Below are 20,076 nucleotides of genomic sequence, written 5' to 3'. Positions count from 1 at the left end.
CTTTCTTGATAGTTGACCTTCATAAAATATCCCTTATTTTTCTGGCATTGTAGCACTTATTTGGCAAAATGGTATAATATCATGGACGGTTACACCGTCCGTGATGTTGACTGTTGACGGTTGACAGTCAACAGTCAACAGTCAACAGTCAACCGTCAACTCGAATTTACTATTCCGATGCTATGGGATTTGATATAATATCAAATCCGGTAAGCTGTCGCGCATTTAAATTGCATATTCTCGGCGGGCGGGACACCCCACTCATTGTTTTATTGTTTTTTGACATACAATTTAAATCCCGCAACAGCTTAGCATCGGAATTAATGTTACCGACAGTCAAAATACGGCGCGGTGCCGTTTCCTGAAAATTAATCGGGCGATAGTTACATCTGGTGCGATCGCCGGATGCGATTATTTGGGGTTAGGGAAAGGCTATTGCCGTGTCCAGAGCTTCTATCATTCCGGTCTAACCGGAATTGATATAATATCAAGTTAGTCGCTAAAATAAGGGTTATAAGTTTGTAGTCAGGACTAAAGTCCTCATAAAATTCGCTCGGACTAAAGTCCTCACTACGAACGAATTTGACGATCGGCGATCGATCGCACTTGGTACCACCGGAACAAGAGATGGTAAAATTCTATCTTGTTGTCTAAAGAGGGCGAGTTTTTTATATTCTAGATAACTATCATCAAAATAAGGAGCCAATAGGGAAAAAGCGTCAGTAACCCCGGTCTAAAGACACGGGGCTTGCAAGAGAAATCAGGCAAGCCGTACTGACCAGACTAAGGCTTAATTGCCTAGGTTGTGAGAGCCACCACACCCTGTGGATGCGTAGCTAGTCCCTTGCTCTGTCCGAAGCAATTAAACAGTTCTAAGGTCACGGGAACAGTGTTGCAGGTATAACAAGCTCTCAAAACATTGTTGAAGCTAACATTACCCCATTCATGGGAGGCTCAACCCGTGCAAAATACTAGGCGTACAGGATTGGAAGCGGTAATTGTCCCGTTGAAAGTGCAATACAAAAGTACACTCCCGTTAACCAATCCCCAGGCGGTAGTAAATCAAAAATATAAAGCCGTGCTAGAAGCACGGGGTTTCTACCCATTTTTTCTGATGAAACATTCACTTGTACGAACAGTGGCCGCACTGGCAGGTTCAGCAATTTTAACACTCGGGGCGATCGGTTCGGCTGAAGGATTTACTTTTGACGAAACCGAAATTAGCCAAGACCGAGTAATTGTCATCGCCCAACCCCGCTCTTTCGGCGGCTACCAATTGCTAATTTTAGAACAGGTATCTGACAAGCGGCAGTGCTGGAGCGAAAGCGGCTCTAATCCCGTGAAAGTTGATCCGTTGTTAGTTACTTTTGATTTCACCGGTATTTGTGGTCGCGCAACTGACAGCAACGGCTTTTCTATTCGTATGGCAGGCACCGATTTAGCATTAAAATACACCCTAACTTTGGAAAGTGTTGACGGCAATGTTCTTCTAATGGGAGCTCCGGTAGATTACCAAGGTAAATCGGTGATTATCGGCCGCACAAACGGCGATATTAACGACTTCATGAAAATCACTCTCGATCCTGCTTGGCGCTTGAGTAAAAGAGCTTACCAAGGCCGCACATTAGGCCACTTTTATTTCACTACCAATGAACCCGCGCCAGTAGAAATTGGCAATACCGGAGCCAATACCGAAGCAATACCGCAGGAAATACCGCAGGAAATACCGCAGGAAATACCGCAGGAAATACCGCAGGCAATACCGCAGGAAATACCGCAGGAAATACCGCAGGAAATACCGTAGGCAATACCGCAGGCAATGCTGGCTTTTCTACAATTCGGAGATAGCTACCGATGATATCTACGCTTCGGAAATTAAAGAAGCTGTGGCCTTTGGTTTTGTAGCCCGGTTTTCTCAAGATAATACCTTTCGACCCCAACTTGCTGTTACCAGAAAGCAATTGGTATCTTTAGTATGGGAATCATTTCAAGGAATATAAAGCGCTAATATCACATTTTGTAGCAATCTTTCTATCCGTCTCTATAGCGAGGTTGATATTTCCCGCGGGAGTGCCGGAAAAGTTCTATTTGCGCGAACAAGATAGTTAGCAGCCATAAAATGGAACTTTTAAACCTAGGCAGCCCGTCACTCGCGCTGAATAGATGGGGGTGCTGCCAATAGCTGCGGAATTTCGTTGGTCGGCGGGAATGCAGCCGAATTTACTTGCTAAAGAGCCGTCTAAAACTTTTTCAGACATTGAGAATTATTGGGCTGCTTCTATTATTACTCAAATGTCTTTTTATTGTTCTGTTGCTGCCGCTATTAACGAAATTGTCAATGCGTAAGTCCTAGGATTCTGCAAAACCCAATTACGCGGCGGCGGCTACTTTGTGGATGCTGAAATGCGTTAAGGCTCAGTAGGGGGAATTAGAGCCCCGACTTCTTCAAGAAGTTGGGAATCTGAGTATTTTGTTTTCTTAGCTGGACATTTTACGCTACGCCGTAATCAGTATACTGCCGCTTGTATGGGGGTTGCAATCCCAAAATAATATCCTCTCTCTGTACTCCCATTTCAACTAATTCCTCCGCAGGATTTTGGTCTGTCAAATTTTGCTGAAGCCAGATTTTTCCATCTTTGATGTCAATGTGAATGATGCTTCGATAAATCCGGGTTAAGTGTTCCCAGCCGACGTTCATCCACTGATAATGATCTCGTTCTGTGTCTAAGATTAGTTGCACTTCGACTTGATCGTCAGAAACATCATCTTCGGCATAACGGGTGATTAATGTCTGAACGTATTGACGATATTGAGCTAGTTTGTCCATTGCACAATTACCTCATTTGTTGGATCGTATACGATTAGCAACACCTGATACTGTTGTACCGCAGTTTGAGTGAACTCAGACTGAAAAAATGTTTTATACACGTCAACTGGTACTGCCAAATACAATTTCCGATTGGGTTCAACCGATGCCAAGCCAAGCCGATAACTGAGAAATTGTCCCAATGCAGCATAAAAGTCTGTAATCGCAGAGGGATTGAGGAAGCTTTTGATTTCGACTGCAATTTTCTCCCCTCCTCGCTCCGCTGCGACTAACCTTTCTGCTCCCAAATGGACCTGAAACTTAACATTGCCAAACTTAAACTTTAGTGGATCGGCAGTAATCACCCACTGTTCTTTTTGAAGGACCCGTTTTACGGATTCGTGGAAAGTATTTTGGCAGACACAGACAAGTTCTCAGCGCGATTACAAAGAAGTCTTAATCATACCGAATTTGCCGCATATTGTCAATCGGTACAATCCTATTTTTATAAATTGTTTTAAGTGTTGAGTTAATAAAAACTTGCATTCCTTACTACAAACCAGTTTATAGTGAGGAATGCAAGTCCTCATATTACTTGTTTCCTGACTCTGTTTCCTTGCGTTTCTTCTTAGATGCTGGTTTCTGATTTTTCGGAACCGGGATTGTCTCTGATTCTTGCTGTGCGAGGTCGGGGGTTAATTTGCACAAGTCATTTAAGGAAAGTTTTTGCTGGACTTCAAGTTCGTTTAGCAAGTTTGATGCTGTTTCTAATATTTGTTTGCCCTGTCGGACTTGAATAGTAGTTTTATTTTCGATCGCATCTAACAACACAAAAATCGAGACTGTTTGCCAAATATCTAAATCGTCGCCGATGACATCGCATTTAGACACAATTTTGCCGTTTTCGGGGACGTGAATTCCTAAGCCGGAAGCTTGAATTAACGGCTGGATTTCTGCTATACTTAAATCCGCAAGGTCGGTAAATTTATGTTCGAGCGATACTAAATCTCCTAAATCGGGCAAGTTGACCGATTCTGCCACTAAAGCATCGAATTTAAAGGTAAGAGTTTGATTCAGCGGATCGGAAAGGGCATAAATTGATTGAATTTGCGATCGACTAACCGCACCTTTCTCGAAAAAATCTCTACCTTGCGGGGCGATCGCAATTTGGCCATTTTCAGCCACCTCCAAGGTTTCCAAACTAACCAGAGTCGCCGCCGCAGTCTTCACAAAAATCTCGTCTAACCCCAGCAAATCCGCCAACTCCTTCAAAGTGGGCGCAGGTTCAAACTCAACACCCGCCCGCAAAATGAACTCTTCCAAAACGTTAAACTCGCGCGGTTCGCAATTCGCCACCTCCAGCGGAGTTTGCCGGATTGCGAAGCGGAATTGACGCGCCGCCAACACTGACAAACCCGGATTTTGTTGCTCAATTTGTTCCGCTAGCGAACTTAAATTCGAGTCTATTGGTTTAGTTGAGGACGCTAGAAACATCTACAAAACCTCCCCAGTGACGCACCGTTTTTGAAACTTCCTGATACATTTTTCCGACAGTACCTGTTTGTTTGGTAAATAAATCGTGGCAGCCGACAACAATCAGCAATTCTTGAGCGCGAGAAAATGCCACATTCACCCGTTCCGGTTCCTTAGCAAATCCAATATCGCCCCTAATATTATTACACACAGTGCTAACAATAATTACAGGTCTTTCCATGCCTTGGAATATGTCAACCGTACCAGTACGGATGCTCAAAGCAGGAAATCTTTCGGCTTCGATTCTGTCTTTAATTGCATTCAATTGAGCGCCGTAAAAAGTGATAATCCCGATTTCTTTCGGCGGTTCGCCGCCGGCAACTTTGGGCCGCCAAGCTGCCTCCATTTGTTCGCACAAACGCTCGATCAGGTCAATTTCCTTGACATTCAACCGCGAAGTACCCTGTTTTTCCTCTTCAAACCCTTGTGCAACGGGCGTTTTAACCCACAGGACATGATTGTTTTCTTGAATGATTCTACCTGCGAGGTTGTGGGCGCGTTTGGTGTCTGGTTCCTGAATGCCACAGTTGAGTTTTTGCTGGTAAAACTGATTGATGGCGCCCATGATTTGCGGGTGCATCCGGTATTGAGTTGTCAGCATTTTTTTGATGCTGTCGCTGGCATTTTCAAACAATACTTTAAACAAAGATTCTTTGATGAAGCTAAGTTCGTCTCCGGTACAGCCGATGTCTTCGGCAATATCGTCGATCGTACTTTGATTAAACATCGGCGGCAATTGCCTGTGATCGCCCACTAATACTAACTTTCTGCCTTTCAAAGCGGGGATTAACAACTCTGGCGGAGTGCATTTGCTAACTTCGTCAATGATGACTGCATCAAAGCTGGGAAAGTTTTTAGTAAAATCGAAACTGGCAGCTTGCACGCAAGTAATGCCGATCACGTTGGCATTGTCAATATAAATTTGCTTTAAATCGCTCTGGTCTTTTTCTGATGGATTTCGGAGTTTTTGAATCCAATCTGTCACAAATTTTTGAGAGCGAGTTAGTGCTGTTTCTTCTTGTTCTAATTTCCGCTGCCAAGTTTTGAAGAGACGCTTAATTTTGCTTAAAAAATGTCCGCTGAATAATCCTGTATTCGGAACTTCTGGCTGGTATTGAGTCGGGATAGTTTGCCATGCTGACTCCCACCAATTTCTCTCAACAAGTAATGCTGCTGTCGGTTGTTGCTGTTGCAGTTGAGCGGTTATTTCCCTCAATTCTGTTTGAAGTTGTGCGAGTTGCTGCTGCGCAGTTGCGGCGGCAATTTGCAGCGGGGATAAATGCTCGTCAAGAGTGTTTTTGATTGTCTCCAAAACCCCAAAAGGATCTAAGTCAGCAATTGATTTTTCAAGCTGAATCGCGCTTGCTTTCCAAGCCTCAACTTGCTTGACAAACTGCTGCGGTTGCTCCCAAATATTGGATTTTTGGGCGAGGTATTGTTCGGCTAAAACCCGCAATTTTTCAGGTGCGTTTGGCTGTTGGACAATTGCTTGCAACAAATTAGTAACTTCGCTAATTTTTAAGTTCGCCTCTTGCTGCGCTGTTTCTACCTGAAGTTTAGCGGCGGATATTTGCTGCTGGTTTAAGGTTTGACCGATTTTATCTAATAACTGTTGCTGTTTTATAAGCTGCTGTTCGGTTTCGGTTTTCAGGGGAACCACGCACTGACGCGCATTTGCGAGGATACTGTGCAGCAATTCTTTGACTAGGCGATCGCAGGTAGCCTGGATTTGATTGGGCTGCAAGGATTTACTGTAAAATTGTTGAATGCTTCCTAAGAAAGTGCGAGCTTGTTCGATGATAAATTTGCGCTGACTTGGGCTGACTTGGGAATAGCTGGCGAAGTCTTTGGCTAGCTGCTGCCATTGGGTGCGATCGCCCGCAGAGAGCACGATCGGCGTTTGACTCAAATTTAGGTGCAGAAACTCGCTAAACCGGAACTGTTGCCCTTGTATGTCCTTAAAACCTGCGTTTTCTTCGTGGGATATCGCCTTTAGCAACCGATCCAAATCGGGCAAATTGACTTTGCATTTGGGCGGCACGATCGGCAATTTGAGCGATCGGGCAATTTTCAGCAATCCTGCGGGCAATTCTACCATATCATCCGCGAGCATTGCGCCCGTTTCCCAGCAAGTTTTCACGACTTCATAGAGTTTCGTATCCGCCGTCTCGATCCACTGTGCAACGGCGACGACAACGGCTGCAATTTCCGCTTTTCGCAGTTCCAAATTCTTGATTTTCTGTTCGAGATTTTGGCGGTGTGTCTGATTTTGTCGATCTCCCAATTCGAGTTGATTCAAAGCCTCAGACATCTGGCGGGAAACCCGCAACGACTCCGCAACCGCCGACATAGCGTGACAAACAGCATCAGCGCGATCGAAAGCCATCTTAAATTCCGATATTTGCGCGCCTACCGTTTCCTGCAGCCAAACCGCAAGCCCAAACGCGCCACAAGCAGGGCGATCGAAGCCTATTTGAATAGCAATGCTAGCGGCAATCCGAACATTAGCCATAAAGTTTTCTACTAAAATATTGCCTTCTGAATATGGTTTTAGTCTGGGCATAAACTCAGCCACTTCAGGAGATTCCCAGTTGACCTTAGGCGCATCCAGCAGATTTTTTAACCCACTAACTAGAGATTCAATATCGTTTTTCTCAGTTAAATTACGTTCATAATCTGCTGTTTGCTGGCTGTACTTTTCCTCAAGATTGGCTTTACTGTCGTGCAGGTGTTTTTGTTCATTAAAAAAAGCTTTTTCGGCGGCACAGTAGGCGGTAAATCGCTCTGATTCTGCCACCAACTGGCGCAAAGATTTGACATTAGTCAGGCGCTGCGAGAGCTTTTCTTCGCAGTCAGCCGCCGTATTTTGCAGCCAAGTGCCGATCGCATTTTCCTCCAAAAACGGCTGCCCTTCTTCCTGCACCTTATGAGCTTTTCCCTTCCGCAAAGCCCGAATCGCCGGATTGTGAACTAACCGACTCAAAGCATTGTCTACAGCCAAATTTGCTTGGGAAGCAATAAGCGTTTTGCCGCCCTGACGGGCAATTTGATAGCAAATCTCCGCAATCACAGTCGTTTTGCCCGTTCCCGGCGGTCCTTGAATCAAAATTAAATCCCGCGCCGAAAGCACAGTTTCTACGGCGGCGATTTGGTCGTCATTAGCATTGCCATTTAATAACTTTTCCCGCTCCAATTTAATCAATTTTTCCGGCATTCTCGCCTGAGAAGAGTCGAAGAAAAACTCACTCAAATAGGGATTTTGAGCGCGACCATCTGTCAGCATTTTCAAAGCTTTTTTCTTGCGATCGATCTGAGAGATATCGCCCGCCGCCTCAAAATACAAGAATCCTTGTGGAGGCAGTTGATATCTGCCGCCCGCCATGCGATAGCCTAAATCAACATCTAACTTAATGCGTAATTTACCATGTTCAAAGTCAATTTCAGCGATGCTGCCTAATGTCTCTCCGTCTCGGCTGCTTCTGCTTCCCGGCGGCGAATCAAACAGAATAATTTCTTCATTTCTGGCTTTGTTCAACCTTTCGCGAAAGTCGCCCAATTCTAAGGAATTTTCATCATAGCCGTCAAGAGTTGCGGAATTACGATCGATTTCAAAAGTGACTATTTTAAAGCCTGAACCGTAATTGTGCCCTCGGAAAGGCACGCAAAATTGACGCGCTTCTGCAATGCGTTGTTCCACATTTAAAAAAGTCTGCCAAACTTTTAGCTGTTCCGCAGTCGGTATGTGTCTGTCGTCCCAAAATGGCATTTGTTGGACGCGGGCGATCGACTTTACAGGAATCGGCGATCTACTCTTAGCCAAAAGTCGCAACAGAACCGGCAAAGCATACCCATCTTTCCTCCCTCTGGGAACCGCCACCAAACCAGCATCCAGCAGTTTTAAACCGCCGATTCCGTCTTCAAAGCGTACAGTTGCTAACAACCGTAAAGTGCGATCTGCTTTTTGCAACAATTGAGGTAATTCAAAATCATCACCATCCGTAGCAAGCAGCAATTCCCAGATTTCTTCTTCAGAAAATCTCTGATTTACCTTTTGGCGGCGCACGTAAAACAGATTGTGCGATTTCCCAGCAATCTCCGACATCAGAAATTCCGCACGTTCTCGGCATTCCCAATCGCAATATTTCGCTAAAGCCGCTTCCCCTTCAACATCGCGAATAAACTTATTAATTGTGCGATCGCCACTAAATTTATATCCCCAATCTTCTGCTACTAAAGACGGCATATTTTGATTTTAGATTTTTGATTTTAGATTTTTGATTGGATTCAAGATTAGCACATCGGAACTTGTGCCGACACAACCGCTAAATCCCAAAGATTAAGGTGCGCCAAGGCGCACCCGGAGGCTATCGCAAGTGACCGTGCAGGAGCCGGGCGATCGAATTAAACAGTTTAGAATAAAAAGGGCGAACGATGGGACTTGAACCCACGAATGGTGGTACCACAAACCACTGCCTTAACCACTTGGCTACGCTCGCCGTATTAGTTGTAACTATAGCATCAGATCTCAGTACAAGTCTAGGGGTAAAGCAAAAAAATTTTGAAATATTTTTGAGCGTCCCTGAACCGGACAGATCGATTGTGCCTCAAATTCCTGGCACAGTAAGAGTTTAGCCGAATTTTCGCTTGGCGCGATCGGCAACTATCCCGCTTCCTGAGCAGACGCGCGGCCCGGACTCAGCAGCTTTGGCAGCGTCCCGATTCGAGCCAGCGCATTAAAATAGCCTTATATCCCCGACTCCATCAGTTGTCAACCCTGTCTCTTCTCTCTCTTGTGTCTTCCCTCTTCCTTCGCCCCCTTCGCGCCTTCGCGGTTCGTTAAAAAAAGTCGGGTTCCCCATCTAAAATCTAAAATCTAAAATCGATATCAGTTGTCAACCCTGTCTCTTCTCTCTCTTGTGTCTTCCCTCTTCCTTCGCGCCCTTGGCGTCTTCGCGGTTCGTTTAAAAAAATTCTTCTTTACAATCTAAAATCTAAAATCTAAAATCTAAAATCTAAAATCGATATGAGTTACTGTATCAACCCAGGATGCCCAAATCCTCAAAACTCCCACACCGCAAAATTTTGCTTAAACTGCGGCTTTAACCTGTTGCTGAGACAGCGATATCGCCCGATTCAACTCTTAGGTAGAGGCGGATTTGGCAAAACTTTCCTAGCAATCGATCAAGACATCCCATCTCAACCCCGCTGTGCAGTCAAGCTATTTCATTTTTACGACCCCAACCCCGAATTTTTTGACAAAGCCGTTGAATTATTTCGCCAAGAAGCCGTCCGTTTAGAGGAACTCGGAAAACACCCGCAAATCCCCCGATTATTAGCCGGCTTTGAACAAGAAGGCCTTATTTATTTAGTTCAAGAGTTTATAGACGGGCCGACTCTCAAACAAGAAATAGACGAGAGTGTATACGATGAAAATCTAATTTGGCAACTGCTGCAAGACTTATTGCCCGTGCTGGAATTTATCCACGACAAGCGGGTCATTCACCGCGACATCAAACCCGAAAATATTATCCGTCGCCAATCGGACAACAAACTCGTATTGATCGATTTCGGCATTGCCAAACTGCTGACTGATACAGCCCTACTCCGTCCAGCAACGCTCATCGGCAGTCAAAATTATCTAGCTCCCGAACAAGTGCGCGGCAAAGTATTTCCTGCTAGCGACCTTTACAGTTTAGGTGTTACTTGCATTCGCCTGATGACGCAAGTTACTCCCTTGGATATGTACGACTGTAACAGCGAGCGCTGGTGCTGGCGCGATTTTCTCCCCAAAGGCACGAGTATTAGCCGCGAGTTAGGTGAAATTTTAGATAAATTGCTGCAAACTCGTCTCAATCAGCGGTACAGGTTTGCTACGGAAGTTTTGCAAGATATCACAGCAGCTTTAGATATTCGCCATCCAAATTTGCTTTCGCCCCAAAAGCCGATCGCTCCTGCTCTCAGTAATAGCGACAACTCAACCGATATCAGCGCGCTACAAACTTCTGATTCTCCGCTTTTACCCACAAAATCCGTCGCCAATTCCGCAGAAACTTTTTCCTTATCTGTTACTTCAAATCTCGACCAATCTCTAATTTCTGCACGGGGAGTTGATTGTACCAAACTGCGGGATTTTTTGTCAAACAAAAAGTGGAAAGAAGCCGATCGCGAAACTTGGACTCTGATGTGTCAGTCTCTTTCGCAACCACCGGGAACTCAGCTAGAAATTAGCCAAATTTACCAGCTACCCTGCGAAGATTTGCAAACACTCGATCGCCTGTGGCTGCACTACAGTCAAGGTCGGTTTGGCTTCAGCGTCCAAAAACAAATTTACGAAAGCGTTAAGCGAGACTATATCAGATTTTGCGATCGGGTAAACTGGCCGACCTACAACTCTGCTACTACTTTAGGGCAGATTAAATTTAGTCAGCAAGCAGCAATTGGACACCTCCCCTTTCGCAGTTGGGTTGGCGGCATTCAGTGGCTGCGCCACCTCGATGCCCTGTCAGCAAAATTAACCGAGTGCGACAATAATGCCGATCGTAAATTGTAATTTGGTGTACCGAATAATTAACTAAAAATTTAAATTTAAACTCTACCTGAAAGCAGAGAATTTTGTCCCGCTAGATGTATCCATCGACCGAGGTTCAAGGCAATCGGTTGTCGCACAATGGATTCTGAAGGTGAACACAGCTACAAGTCTGCAATCCTCAGACTGTAACAACAGAATTAAAAAGAGGTATCGATCCATGTTTTTTCACAAAAAAGAATTAATGTCTGCGGTGACTGTAGACGAACCAAACCCGCGTTTTGCGCAATTGCTGCTAGAACAGTTTGGCGGAGCAACCGGAGAACTGACAGCAGCTTTGCAATACTGGGTGCAGTCATTTCACTGTGAAAATGCAGGGATTAAGGATATGCTCCAAGATATTGCGATCGAAGAATTCAGCCACTTAGAAATGGTGGGGCAACTCATAGAAATGCACACCAAAAACGTTGACCAAACAGAAGCTTACAAAAGCACTTTGTTTGCGGTGCGCGGCGTAGGCCCACACTTGTTAGACAGCCAAGGTCAAGCTTGGACAGCAGCTTATATCAACGAAGGCGGGGATGTGGTGCGCGATTTGCGCGCTGATATCGGTGCGGAAGCAGGAGCTCGCCAAACCTACGAAGAATTGATTAAACTAGCACCGGATCCAGGAACGAAAGACACGCTGCACTTTCTCCTGACTCGCGAAATTTCTCACACTCAAATGTTCATGAAAGCTCTGGAATCCTTGGGCAAACTCACGGATCCGCTGTTCGGAAATATTCCGCCAGATTCCACTGTGGATCTCTACTTCAACTTGTCCACAAATGGCAAGGACGAACGCGGCCCTTGGAACTCGGAACCTACTTTCCAATACATCGCCGAACCAGGCCCAAGACATTAATCGGAATATTCCGCAATCACCCTCACAGCACAGTAGCCGAGTAGGTTGGGAAAAGCTTCGCGTTACCCAACCTACTCTTTACTATCAAGAGCGATCGGGTAAAAAATGTTATAGTTATTGAAAATCTCCCGGACTCAAGCAGAAACCGGGTTTTTTTTACGAAAATACTTCGCCGCAGGCTCTTGCCGCCGTTGAAAAACCCGGTTTCTTGAGTTGGTGCGCGCAAGTGCAGATCCCGATCGAACATTAACATCAAATCCATATTGAAATTGCGATCGACCTATTTATTAGTCTCTCACGGCAGCCGGGACCCCAGACCTCAACAAGCTTTGGAAAACCTAGCTCAACTGCTGTCTCAAAAATTGGCTGACTCGTTCCCCCCCGTAGCAACCGCCACCTTAGAACTCGGACCCGCACCGCTGCACGAACAAATTTGCAGTTTTGGCGAACGTACCCTCTCGCGGGGACTGACAGAATTGCAAATCCTGCCCGTATTTTTATTGCCAGGAGTTCACGTCGCCCAAGACATACCGGCAGAGGTGGAAATTGCACAACAAACTTTTGGTGACAAGCTAAAAATTGAATTGCGCCCGCATTTAGGTTCCCAGAAAGCAGGCTTAACAAAATTGGTAAAAAGTCAGATGCAAGAGGTGGTTTTTCTCCCCAATCTGCTATTGCCAAAATGGATTTTATTATCTCACGGCAGCCGGATCCCCGGAGGTAACTCGACTTTTGAGGAAATTGCCAGCCAACTCGGTGCGCTGACAGCTTATTGGTCGGTAAAGCCGAGCTTGGAAGAGCAAATTCACAGTTTGGTTCGTGGTGGACAGCAGCAAATAGGGATTGTGCCATACTTCTTATTTAATGGAGGAATTACAGATGCGATCGCCAAAAATGTCGCACAGCTAAAGCAGCAATTTCCTGCGGCGGAACTTCATCTCGCAAATCCTCTAGGCGCAAGTGTAGAATTAGCAGACTTAATTGGGAATTTAATTCAAAAATGAACCGCAGAGGCACAGAAGAGGTAAAGGAAGCAAGAAAAATGTCTTTAGGTAAAGTGTATTTAGTCGGTGCCGGACCCGGAGATCCGGGTTTGATGACCTTGAAGGGGAAAGCTCTGTTAGAGTGTGCGGATGTGGTGATTTACGACGCTTTAGTCAGCCCTCAAATTTTGGCAGCAATCAACCCCCAAGCCGAACGAATAGATGCCGGAAAACGCAAAGGCCGCCACTCGTTAATGCAAGATGAAACAACTCAGCTAATGATAGAAAAAGCTGGAGATAATGCGATCGTAGTTCGTCTCAAAGGCGGCGATCCATTTATATTCGGCCGCGGCGGCGAAGAAATGGAAGAGTTGGTAAAAGCTGGAGTGTCCGTAGAAGTCGTCCCCGGTGTAACTTCTGGGATTGCGGCCCCTGCTTATGCGGGAATTCCTTTAACACACCGATCGTACAGTTCCTCAGTCACCTTTGTCACCGGCCACGAAGCAGCGGGAAAATATCGGGCTCAGGTAAATTGGCAGGCGATCGCCCGGGGCTCCGAAACCATTGTAGTATACATGGGAATCCACAATTTGCCTTACATTATCGGCGAGTTAACAGCAGCCCAATTGAGTGCAGAAACGCCCATAGCCTTAGTTCGCTGGGGAACGCGGCCCGAACAAGAAGAATTGATCGGGACTTTGGGTACAATTGTAGAGCAAGTTGAGGCGGCCGGATTTGCAGCACCTGCGATCGCAGTCATCGGAAACGTGGTCAATTTGCACTCGATATTGTCGGGTTCTCGGCCTGTTTCTCAGACTCAAGACTGACGCATTGGGGGCTATAAACCCGGTTTATTAGAAAAATTTGCCTGGTGTTTTTCCCTCAGAGAGCAATAATAAAATCATAATTATTTCTCTGATATTGCCCTTTACTTCATTTTTTAAGGCTTTTTGTAGTTTCTCTATTTGTTTGGAATTGAGATGGTTTTTTGCTGGCATTTTTGTAGAGATTAACTAAACTAAATTTTAATTCTACATTTTAATTAGGGAAATATTAGAAAATTAAGAAGGAGAATAATTAATTTGGCTTAAGATTATTTAAACGCTGTAAATTCAGCTTGATAAACTTTAAAAATTGTGACATCCGAGCGTTAATTAGTGGGCATTCTCCTGAGAAGTTAGCATAATAAGTCCGACAGAGCCAGACAACTTGCTATTGAGATAATTTATGCCCAGCACCGTTTACCGAAACGCAGTTATTGCAAACCTTTCGGCATCCTTACTATTTTCTTCTCGCTCCATAACGCGGTGCAAAATGGTCTCTACTTTCGCAGCAAATACAGCATTTCCTCTCTGCCTCGGTCGTGGGAGATCGATATAACAGTTCATTGCTATTTGACCATTTTCTATTAAAATAACTCGGTCAGCTAGCACCACTGCTTCTTCTACGTCGTGAGTGATCAGTAGCGCGGTAAATCCTTTTTCTTGCCACAAATTTTCTAACAATTGCTGCATCTCTATACGGGTCAAAGCGTCTAACGCGCCGAGGGGTTCATCAAGCAGCAGCAAGTGGGGTTCGCAGGCGAGGGCTCTTGCTAAAGAAACTCTTTGCTTTTGACCGCCGGAGAGTACAGCGGGCCAATCGCTGGCGCGATCGCCAAGCCCTACAGCGTGAAGGACTTGCATCGCTTTATAGCGAGTGCTTTCTTTGGCATTTACTAGCCCTAATTGCACGTTTGCCAGCACTTTTTGCCAAGGTAGTAGCCGTGCATCCTGAAACATCATTCTCACTTTGGAGTTAAGTTGTTTAGACGGCTTTCCGTCTAGAAATACCGTGCCTTGACTGGGAATTTCTAGTCCGGCGATTAAGCGCAGCAAGGTACTTTTACCACATCCACTGCGACCCACAATTGCTACAAATTCTCCGGGATTTATTTCGAGGTTGATATCCCGCAAAATTTCAAGATTTCCAAATGACTTCTGGAGTTTTACTAATTCTAAGCGTATTCCTGAGAGTGCTGATTCCATTCTAAAAAACCTCCATATATCTCACACTTCATTGCACAGGCCGATCGCAATTAACAGTTAAAAGTTAAGTGTTAACTCGATCTCGCTTTCAAAAGTTGCTGTTAAGCAAGTGTTAATTAGCCTGCTGCTCACCGATTCGGGTGAAGAGCAGATTAGCCTCTCTAACTTTAATCTACTGTAAGTCAGTCGATTTAGAGTATTTTATGATTATTAAACAAAAGTATTGCATAGGTATCTACAAAAAGCAAGAGAATTTTTTCCCCAAATTCGGGAACTTTGATAAATAATTGTTAAGAACAAGCAAACCCTGTTCCTGTAAAGGTTCTGCTTGTTCTAGGGACTCTCAGGGGTAACTTTCCTTCTCTTACTTCTGGGTGAACCCGCATCCGGTGGCGAACCGGTTTCTGTTTTTGAGTCCGGTGAGAGTCTGCTGTATTGGGGGGAAATAACCGGACAGTTGCTTTGGGCCGAGATTCGCGATCGCACAAAATTTGTATAAGAGTTATCAAACTTTACATCTCAACTTACTTGCTTTTTAAAATTGACCGTGCTAGCTTACTATCTATAAAATACGGTAAATCTACGTAGTTACAGTATTTGTAAGCGATTTCGTAAATCGTTCATTTTTAAATGAGTCAAAAATAGGAGGACTATTAAATGCCTAATGTTGTTGCGATCGCAGGTAGCCCGTCTCATCCATCCCGGTCTTTTGCGGTGCTGGAATACGCCCGCCGCGCTGTCGAGAAAGAGGGACTGAGTACGGCATCTATCAACGTCCGCGATCTACCGCCAGAGGTATTAATTTACGGGCAATTCGCGAACCCAGACTTAAAAGCAGTCAATGATTTAGTAGTAGAAGCCAAGGGCATAATCATCGCCACACCTGTTTACAAAGCAGCCTACACAGGCGTACTCAAAGCTTACTTAGATTTGCTACCGCAGAAGAGTTTAGCTGGTAAAGTTATTCTCCCCATCGCCACCGGAGGTACCCTGGGTCACTTATTAGCAATTAACTACGCCCTCAAACCAGTGTTATCCGAGCTGGGCGCTAGTCATATCTTGGCTGGTGTCTATGTTTTAGACACGCAGATCCAAAGTTATGACGAAACAAGCGTACAACTTGAAGAGGAAACAGAACAAATACTGCGATCGCAGTTGCAAGAGTTTGTGGGTGCCCTGGAAACTGGCAAACCCGAATTAGTTGGAAGTGTCCGATCGGCAAGTTAGCAACAAACAATATTATTGTTTATGCTCAAAAGACTGATTTCATTCCTCGCTCAATTATGGCGATCGCACTTTTCCCTAGCAGCCCTATTTCTATTAGGAATCGGCTTGAATTGGGCGATCGCCGCCTGTAACAATACTCCCCCTACCACCTCTGCAAGCCCCGCCGCTTCCCCCACAGCAACTCCAGCTAAGGTAGTCCGCATCGGTCATCAGAAATTCGACCCCTTCACCCTAGTCAAAGCTAGAGGCGGTTTAGAGAAACGCTTGCAGCCTCTAGGTGTATCCGTTGAGTGGAAAGAATTTCAGTCAGGCCCCCCGATGCTGGAAGCACTAAACGTCGGCAGCATCGACATCGGGCGCACCGGGGACGCTCCTCCAGTCTTTGCCCAAGCTGCTAGCGCACCTCTGCTGTACATTGGCGGTAGCGCCCCCAAAGACCGCAGTTCAGGTATTTTAGTCCCTGCTAATTCGGCAATTCAAACCCTGGCAGATTTGCGAGGTAAGAAAATAGCTTTTACCAAAGGTTCAAGTGCCAATTACCTATTAGCAAAAGCACTGAAATCCGCCGGGATAAAATGGACTGATATTGAGCCGGCAAACCTGACACCAGCCGATGCCAGAGCCGCCTTTCAACAAGGTAACGTAGATGCTTGGGTAATTTGGGACCCGTTTTATGCAGCAGCTCAAGCGCAAAAAGATGTTCGTGTTGTTAAAGATAGTAAAGGACTAGCAGCTAACCGAGATTTTTACTTAGCTAATAAGTCATTTGTTTACCCTAATTTCAAAATCATTGAGGCAATTAGAGAAGAAACTCAAGCAGTAGCGACTTGGGCTGATGCCAATCCTGAAGAAGTAACCAAGATTCTCGCTCCCATTTTGAACGTTGATGTTTCTATCTTAGATGTAGTCACTCGACGGCGGAGTTATGGATTTGAACCGATCCAAGCTGATATGGTTGCCGAGCAACAGGAAATTGCCGATACTTTTTTTGAACTTGGCTTAATTCCCAAGCAGCTCAAAGTTGAAGAAGTAGTTTGGAAACCAGGTAATTAAAAATTCCCGCTTGTGGGTAAGTGTTGGAGACAGAGGCAGCGATATATTTTCATAGATCCGATGTCTTAAAAATAAATACATTCCTATTCTATTTGATGCTGATAGGGTTCATAAAATGCTGACTTCCGCTCCTATAACAACGATCGCGATCGTCGGTGCTGGCTTTAGTGGTTGTCTCGTAGCGACTCACCTGTTGAAAACAGCCAACCGACCCCTGCTGATCGAGCTGATCGATCGCAGTCACGAGATTGGCCTAGGAGTTGCATACAGCACCGATGACACCAGCCATTTGCTGAATGTATCTGCAGGCAAGATGAGTGCCTTTTCCGACGATGCCGGTCATCTGCTGCGCTGGCTGCACAATAACCGCAGCGAATTGGCGGCATTCGTGCCCGATGACCTCAACGCCAGCAGTTTCATTCCCCGTCATATCTACGGGCTTTACATTCAGTCGATTCTGGAGGAAGCTGAAGCCGCAGCATCAAGTAACGTCCGCCTGGAGCGCGTCATTGATGAAGTGGTAACAGTGGAGCCACAAGCCTCAGGTGCGATCGTCTCCCTGCGGAGCGGCCGTGCTTTCGTAGCAGACAAAATTGTGCTGGCAGTGGGAAACGCGCCAGCAGTTCCCACTGCATCGCAAACTAAGGACGATGACACCCCCTACCTCCGCCATGCCTGGTCAGCTTCGGCCTTGGCAGGGCTTGAGCTTGATGCGCCGGTGTTGCTGATTGGCACTGGACTGACAATGATGGATATGGCGGTGTCGCTCCACTCGCGCCACCATCAAGGCAAAATTTACGCCGTGTCTCGCCGGGGCTTGTTGCCGCTGACCCATCGATCGACCAAACCCTACCCCGCCTTTTTGACCCCAGACACCGCGCCCAAAACGATTCGGGGCTTGCTGCGGTGCATTCGGAGCGAGGTGCAGACGGCTGCAGAGCAGGGCTGCGACTGGCGATCGGCGATCGATTCCCTGCGTCCCATCACCCAGCAACTCTGGCAACAACTCGGCCGCGTCGAACAGCGACGGTTTTTGCGCCATGCCACCCCCTATTGGGATGTGCACCGGCATCGGATTGCCCCTGAAATGGGGGATGTTGTCCGGGCAATGCTGGAATCAGGGCAACTGACAGTTACCGCAGGGCGCATTCAGGACTATCAAGCGGCACCTGATGGGGTGGCTGTTACGGTTCGCGATCGCCAAACGCAAACAAATCGGGTCTTGCAGGTCAGCCGCGCGGTGAATTGCACAGGGGTACAAATAGATTATCGCCAATTGCCCCAATCGCCGATCGCCAATTTGCGCGCCCAAGGGTTGATCCGCCCCAACGACATCGGTTTGGGATTGGATACTGCTGCTGATGGTGCCGTATTAGATGCTCGGGGCAACCCTTCAAGTCTGCTCTATACTTTGGGTACCCCGCGCAGAGGTGATTTATGGGAAACGATTGCTGTCCCAGAACTGCGCGAGCAGGCACGGGCACTGGCTGCGACGGTGTTGTAGTCGCCGCCAGTGCGGGGAGTATCTCAAAAAACTTCCTGGCGCAATTGGGGAAAAACTTTTGCAACTTTGTTCAGAACATAATCGCCGTAAGTGCCGCGAAACTCGTGAACGCTGGCTTTGTCCCAACGTTCGTTTTTGTTATCATCGACGATCGCTCCCTTGATTTCGATCGGGTGGAGTTCAGCATTGAAATTGGGATCGAAGAAGAATGGAAATGAGAGGCGAGATCGTCCTGACACATTCTTGACTCGATGGGGAGTAGACCGATAAAGTCCACCTGTAAGGCGATCGAGCATATCGCCAATGTTACAAACAAATGAGTTGGCGATCGGCGGAGCATCAATCCAGCCCGATCGAGTCTTCACTTCCAACCCACCTAAATCATCCTGCTTGAGAATCGTGAGCAAACCGTAATCGGTATGCTCTCCCACTCCCCAGGATTGCCCTTGCGGATTGCTTTGTGGTGGATAGTTGAAGATGCGAAATAAAATCAGGGGATCTGTCGTATAGCGATCGCGAAAATAAGATGCTTCTAAGTTCAAACTCAGGGCAATTCCAGCCATTACTGCGTGACCCAGTTGAGTCATCACCGCCAGATATTCTAGTATTATTTCGCGAAAAAGAGGAAGATCTGGGAACAGGTTTGCTCCGTGCATGGGAACGCCCGCTTGAACAGCCGGATGGGTTTGATTCAATTCCGATCCGAAATAAATTCCTTCTTTCAAATCTGGTTTACCATTCGTCAGTTCACCTCCAACCGGAAAGTAGCCGCGCCATGCCCGACCTCCCAGCGCCATCCGAATTTGCATTTTGGTTTCTAAATCTTGAGCAAAAAACTGACGGCTCAGTTGCTCCAAACGGTTTTGCAAGCCTTGGTCTACACCATGCTCGACAATGTAAAAAAAACCTGTGTCGCGGCAAGCTTGTCGGATTTGGTTGGCAACTGTATCTAGGCGATTATCCGATACCAGCGAACTAATATCGATAACGGGAATCTGAGAAACATCTACTGTTAATTCAGTTGCCATACAGAAGGTGTATAAGTCGTTAAGATTGAACGCCTTTTATAATTTAAATTGTTCATCCACCGGAATTTGATAGCCATTTGCCAGTCGATTGGTAGCGTTTGCTGTTGCCACGATCGCCATCAGTTCCCCAAATATGGCATCATCCATTCCCTTGGCTCGCGCTCCGGCTGTATGAGATGAAATGCAGTACGGGCAACCATTTGTAACGCTGACAGCAATGTAGATTAACTCGCGGGTGAGGGGATCGAGTTCTCCCGGACCCGTCATCACCTCCTTCACATTCTGCCAGGTACGTTGCAGGGTAGGCGGATGGTTGGCGATCGCTTTCCAAAAGTTGTTGATGTACTCGGTTTTGCGTGTCGCGCGAATGTCGTCATACACTGCCCGTACTTCATCACTTGCGTCTTCGTATTCAATCAAATGCGTCATAGCTGTACAGGGGTTTGTAGCTGTAATTTCTAGACGGACTAAGAAAAAAAAATGGG

Annotated in this window: 17 protein-coding genes, 1 tRNA gene and 1 pseudogene; 9 read left to right on the top strand and 10 right to left on the bottom strand. The window is 46.2% G+C overall.

Annotation, left to right across the window (positions count from 1 at the left end):
• The first annotated feature begins 961 nt into the window (after positions 1-961).
• Both QUB56_RS29350 and QUB56_RS29345 read left to right on the top strand, forming a co-directional pair.
• Entirely contained in the window at positions 962-1,804 is an 843-nt protein-coding gene (locus QUB56_RS29350) for a DUF3747 domain-containing protein (RefSeq protein ID WP_332959841.1), read from the top strand.
• Positions 1,805-1,886: 82 nt separating this feature from the next.
• A complete protein-coding gene (locus tag QUB56_RS29345) occupies positions 1,887-2,000 on the top strand; it encodes a hypothetical protein (RefSeq protein ID WP_332959840.1) in 114 nt (37 codons plus the stop codon).
• A 105-nt stretch (positions 2,001-2,105) separates the two neighbouring features.
• Here QUB56_RS29345 and QUB56_RS37445 read toward each other — a convergent pair whose 3' ends face one another.
• The 6 genes and pseudogenes from QUB56_RS37445 to QUB56_RS29320 all read right to left on the bottom strand — a co-directional run bounded on the left by QUB56_RS37445 (position 2,106) and on the right by QUB56_RS29320 (position 8,835).
• On the bottom strand, positions 2,106-2,258 hold the full coding sequence (locus QUB56_RS37445) for a hypothetical protein (RefSeq protein WP_445243415.1): 153 nt from the start codon (positions 2,256-2,258) through the stop codon (positions 2,106-2,108).
• 233 nt (positions 2,259-2,491) lie between these two features.
• Positions 2,492-2,827, bottom strand: coding sequence for a XisI protein (locus tag QUB56_RS29340; RefSeq protein WP_332959839.1), 336 nt, complete (start codon positions 2,825-2,827; stop codon positions 2,492-2,494).
• A pseudogene (locus QUB56_RS29335) lies at positions 2,815-3,222 on the bottom strand (XisH family protein); the annotation flags it as partial. The pseudogene QUB56_RS29335 and the gene QUB56_RS29340, both read right to left, overlap by 13 nt.
• Positions 3,223-3,397: 175 nt before the next feature.
• Positions 3,398-4,300, bottom strand: coding sequence for a hypothetical protein (locus QUB56_RS29330; RefSeq protein WP_332959838.1), 903 nt, complete (start codon positions 4,298-4,300; stop codon positions 3,398-3,400).
• The gene (locus tag QUB56_RS29325; RefSeq protein ID WP_332959837.1) at positions 4,278-8,582 is read right to left on the bottom strand and encodes an AAA domain-containing protein; all 4,305 of its coding nucleotides are present in this window, start codon (positions 8,580-8,582) and stop codon (positions 4,278-4,280) included. The genes QUB56_RS29330 and QUB56_RS29325 overlap by 23 nt, the downstream gene beginning before the upstream one ends.
• Before the next feature lie 180 nt (positions 8,583-8,762).
• Positions 8,763-8,835, bottom strand: a tRNA-His gene (locus QUB56_RS29320).
• Between the two features lie 527 nt (positions 8,836-9,362).
• On the opposite strand from QUB56_RS29320, the gene QUB56_RS29315 reads away from it, so the two are divergent.
• The 4 genes from QUB56_RS29315 (at position 9,363) to cobA (ending at position 13,579) form a co-directional block, all read left to right on the top strand.
• Positions 9,363-10,889, top strand: a complete 1,527-nt coding sequence (locus QUB56_RS29315; RefSeq protein WP_332959836.1) for a serine/threonine-protein kinase — start codon at positions 9,363-9,365, stop codon at positions 10,887-10,889.
• A 196-nt stretch (positions 10,890-11,085) separates the two neighbouring features.
• Entirely contained in the window at positions 11,086-11,769 is a 684-nt protein-coding gene (locus tag QUB56_RS29310) for a manganese catalase family protein (RefSeq protein WP_332959835.1), read from the top strand.
• A gap of 263 nt (positions 11,770-12,032) precedes the next feature.
• Positions 12,033-12,773, top strand: a complete 741-nt coding sequence (locus tag QUB56_RS29305) for a sirohydrochlorin chelatase (RefSeq protein ID WP_445243414.1) — start codon at positions 12,033-12,035, stop codon at positions 12,771-12,773.
• On the top strand, positions 12,770-13,579 hold the full coding sequence (gene cobA / locus QUB56_RS29300; protein ID WP_332959833.1) for a uroporphyrinogen-III C-methyltransferase: 810 nt from the start codon (positions 12,770-12,772) through the stop codon (positions 13,577-13,579). The genes QUB56_RS29305 and cobA overlap by 4 nt, the downstream gene beginning before the upstream one ends.
• A 27-nt stretch (positions 13,580-13,606) precedes the next feature.
• Here cobA and QUB56_RS29295 read toward each other — a convergent pair whose 3' ends face one another.
• Together QUB56_RS29295 and QUB56_RS29290 are read right to left on the bottom strand one after the other, a co-directional pair.
• Positions 13,607-13,750 (bottom strand): hypothetical protein, encoded by a 144-nt coding sequence (locus QUB56_RS29295; protein WP_332959832.1) that lies wholly within the window; start codon positions 13,748-13,750, stop codon positions 13,607-13,609.
• A gap of 243 nt (positions 13,751-13,993) precedes the next feature.
• Positions 13,994-14,779: an ATP-binding cassette domain-containing protein gene (locus tag QUB56_RS29290; RefSeq protein WP_332959831.1), complete on the bottom strand. Its 786-nt coding sequence runs from the start codon at positions 14,777-14,779 to the stop codon at positions 13,994-13,996.
• Positions 14,780-15,436: 657 nt separating this feature from the next.
• Between QUB56_RS29290 and ssuE the strand changes: the two genes are divergently transcribed.
• From ssuE to QUB56_RS29275, 3 genes are all read left to right on the top strand, one after another.
• Entirely contained in the window at positions 15,437-16,006 is a 570-nt protein-coding gene (ssuE, locus tag QUB56_RS29285; protein ID WP_332959830.1) for an NADPH-dependent FMN reductase, read from the top strand.
• Positions 16,007-16,027: 21 nt separating this feature from the next.
• On the top strand, positions 16,028-17,059 hold the full coding sequence (locus QUB56_RS29280; protein ID WP_332959828.1) for a sulfonate ABC transporter substrate-binding protein: 1,032 nt from the start codon (positions 16,028-16,030) through the stop codon (positions 17,057-17,059).
• A gap of 115 nt (positions 17,060-17,174) precedes the next feature.
• Positions 17,175-18,563, top strand: a complete 1,389-nt coding sequence (locus QUB56_RS29275) for an FAD/NAD(P)-binding protein (protein ID WP_332959827.1) — start codon at positions 17,175-17,177, stop codon at positions 18,561-18,563.
• Positions 18,564-18,586: 23 nt separating this feature from the next.
• On the opposite strand, the gene QUB56_RS29270 is transcribed toward QUB56_RS29275, so the two are convergent.
• Both QUB56_RS29270 and QUB56_RS29265 read right to left on the bottom strand, forming a co-directional pair.
• On the bottom strand, positions 18,587-19,591 hold the full coding sequence (locus QUB56_RS29270; protein ID WP_332959826.1) for a 2-oxoglutarate and iron-dependent oxygenase domain-containing protein: 1,005 nt from the start codon (positions 19,589-19,591) through the stop codon (positions 18,587-18,589).
• A gap of 36 nt (positions 19,592-19,627) precedes the next feature.
• Complete coding sequence (locus QUB56_RS29265; RefSeq protein ID WP_332959825.1) at positions 19,628-20,020, bottom strand: carboxymuconolactone decarboxylase family protein; 393 nt, start codon at positions 20,018-20,020, stop codon at positions 19,628-19,630.
• Positions 20,021-20,076 lie beyond the last annotated feature (56 nt).

The sequence above is a fragment of the Microcoleus sp. AR_TQ3_B6 genome (genome assembly GCF_036702785.1).
Classification (GTDB): Bacteria; Cyanobacteriota; Cyanobacteriia; order Cyanobacteriales; family Microcoleaceae; genus Microcoleus.
This window is presented reverse-complemented; position numbering and strand designations above follow the sequence as displayed.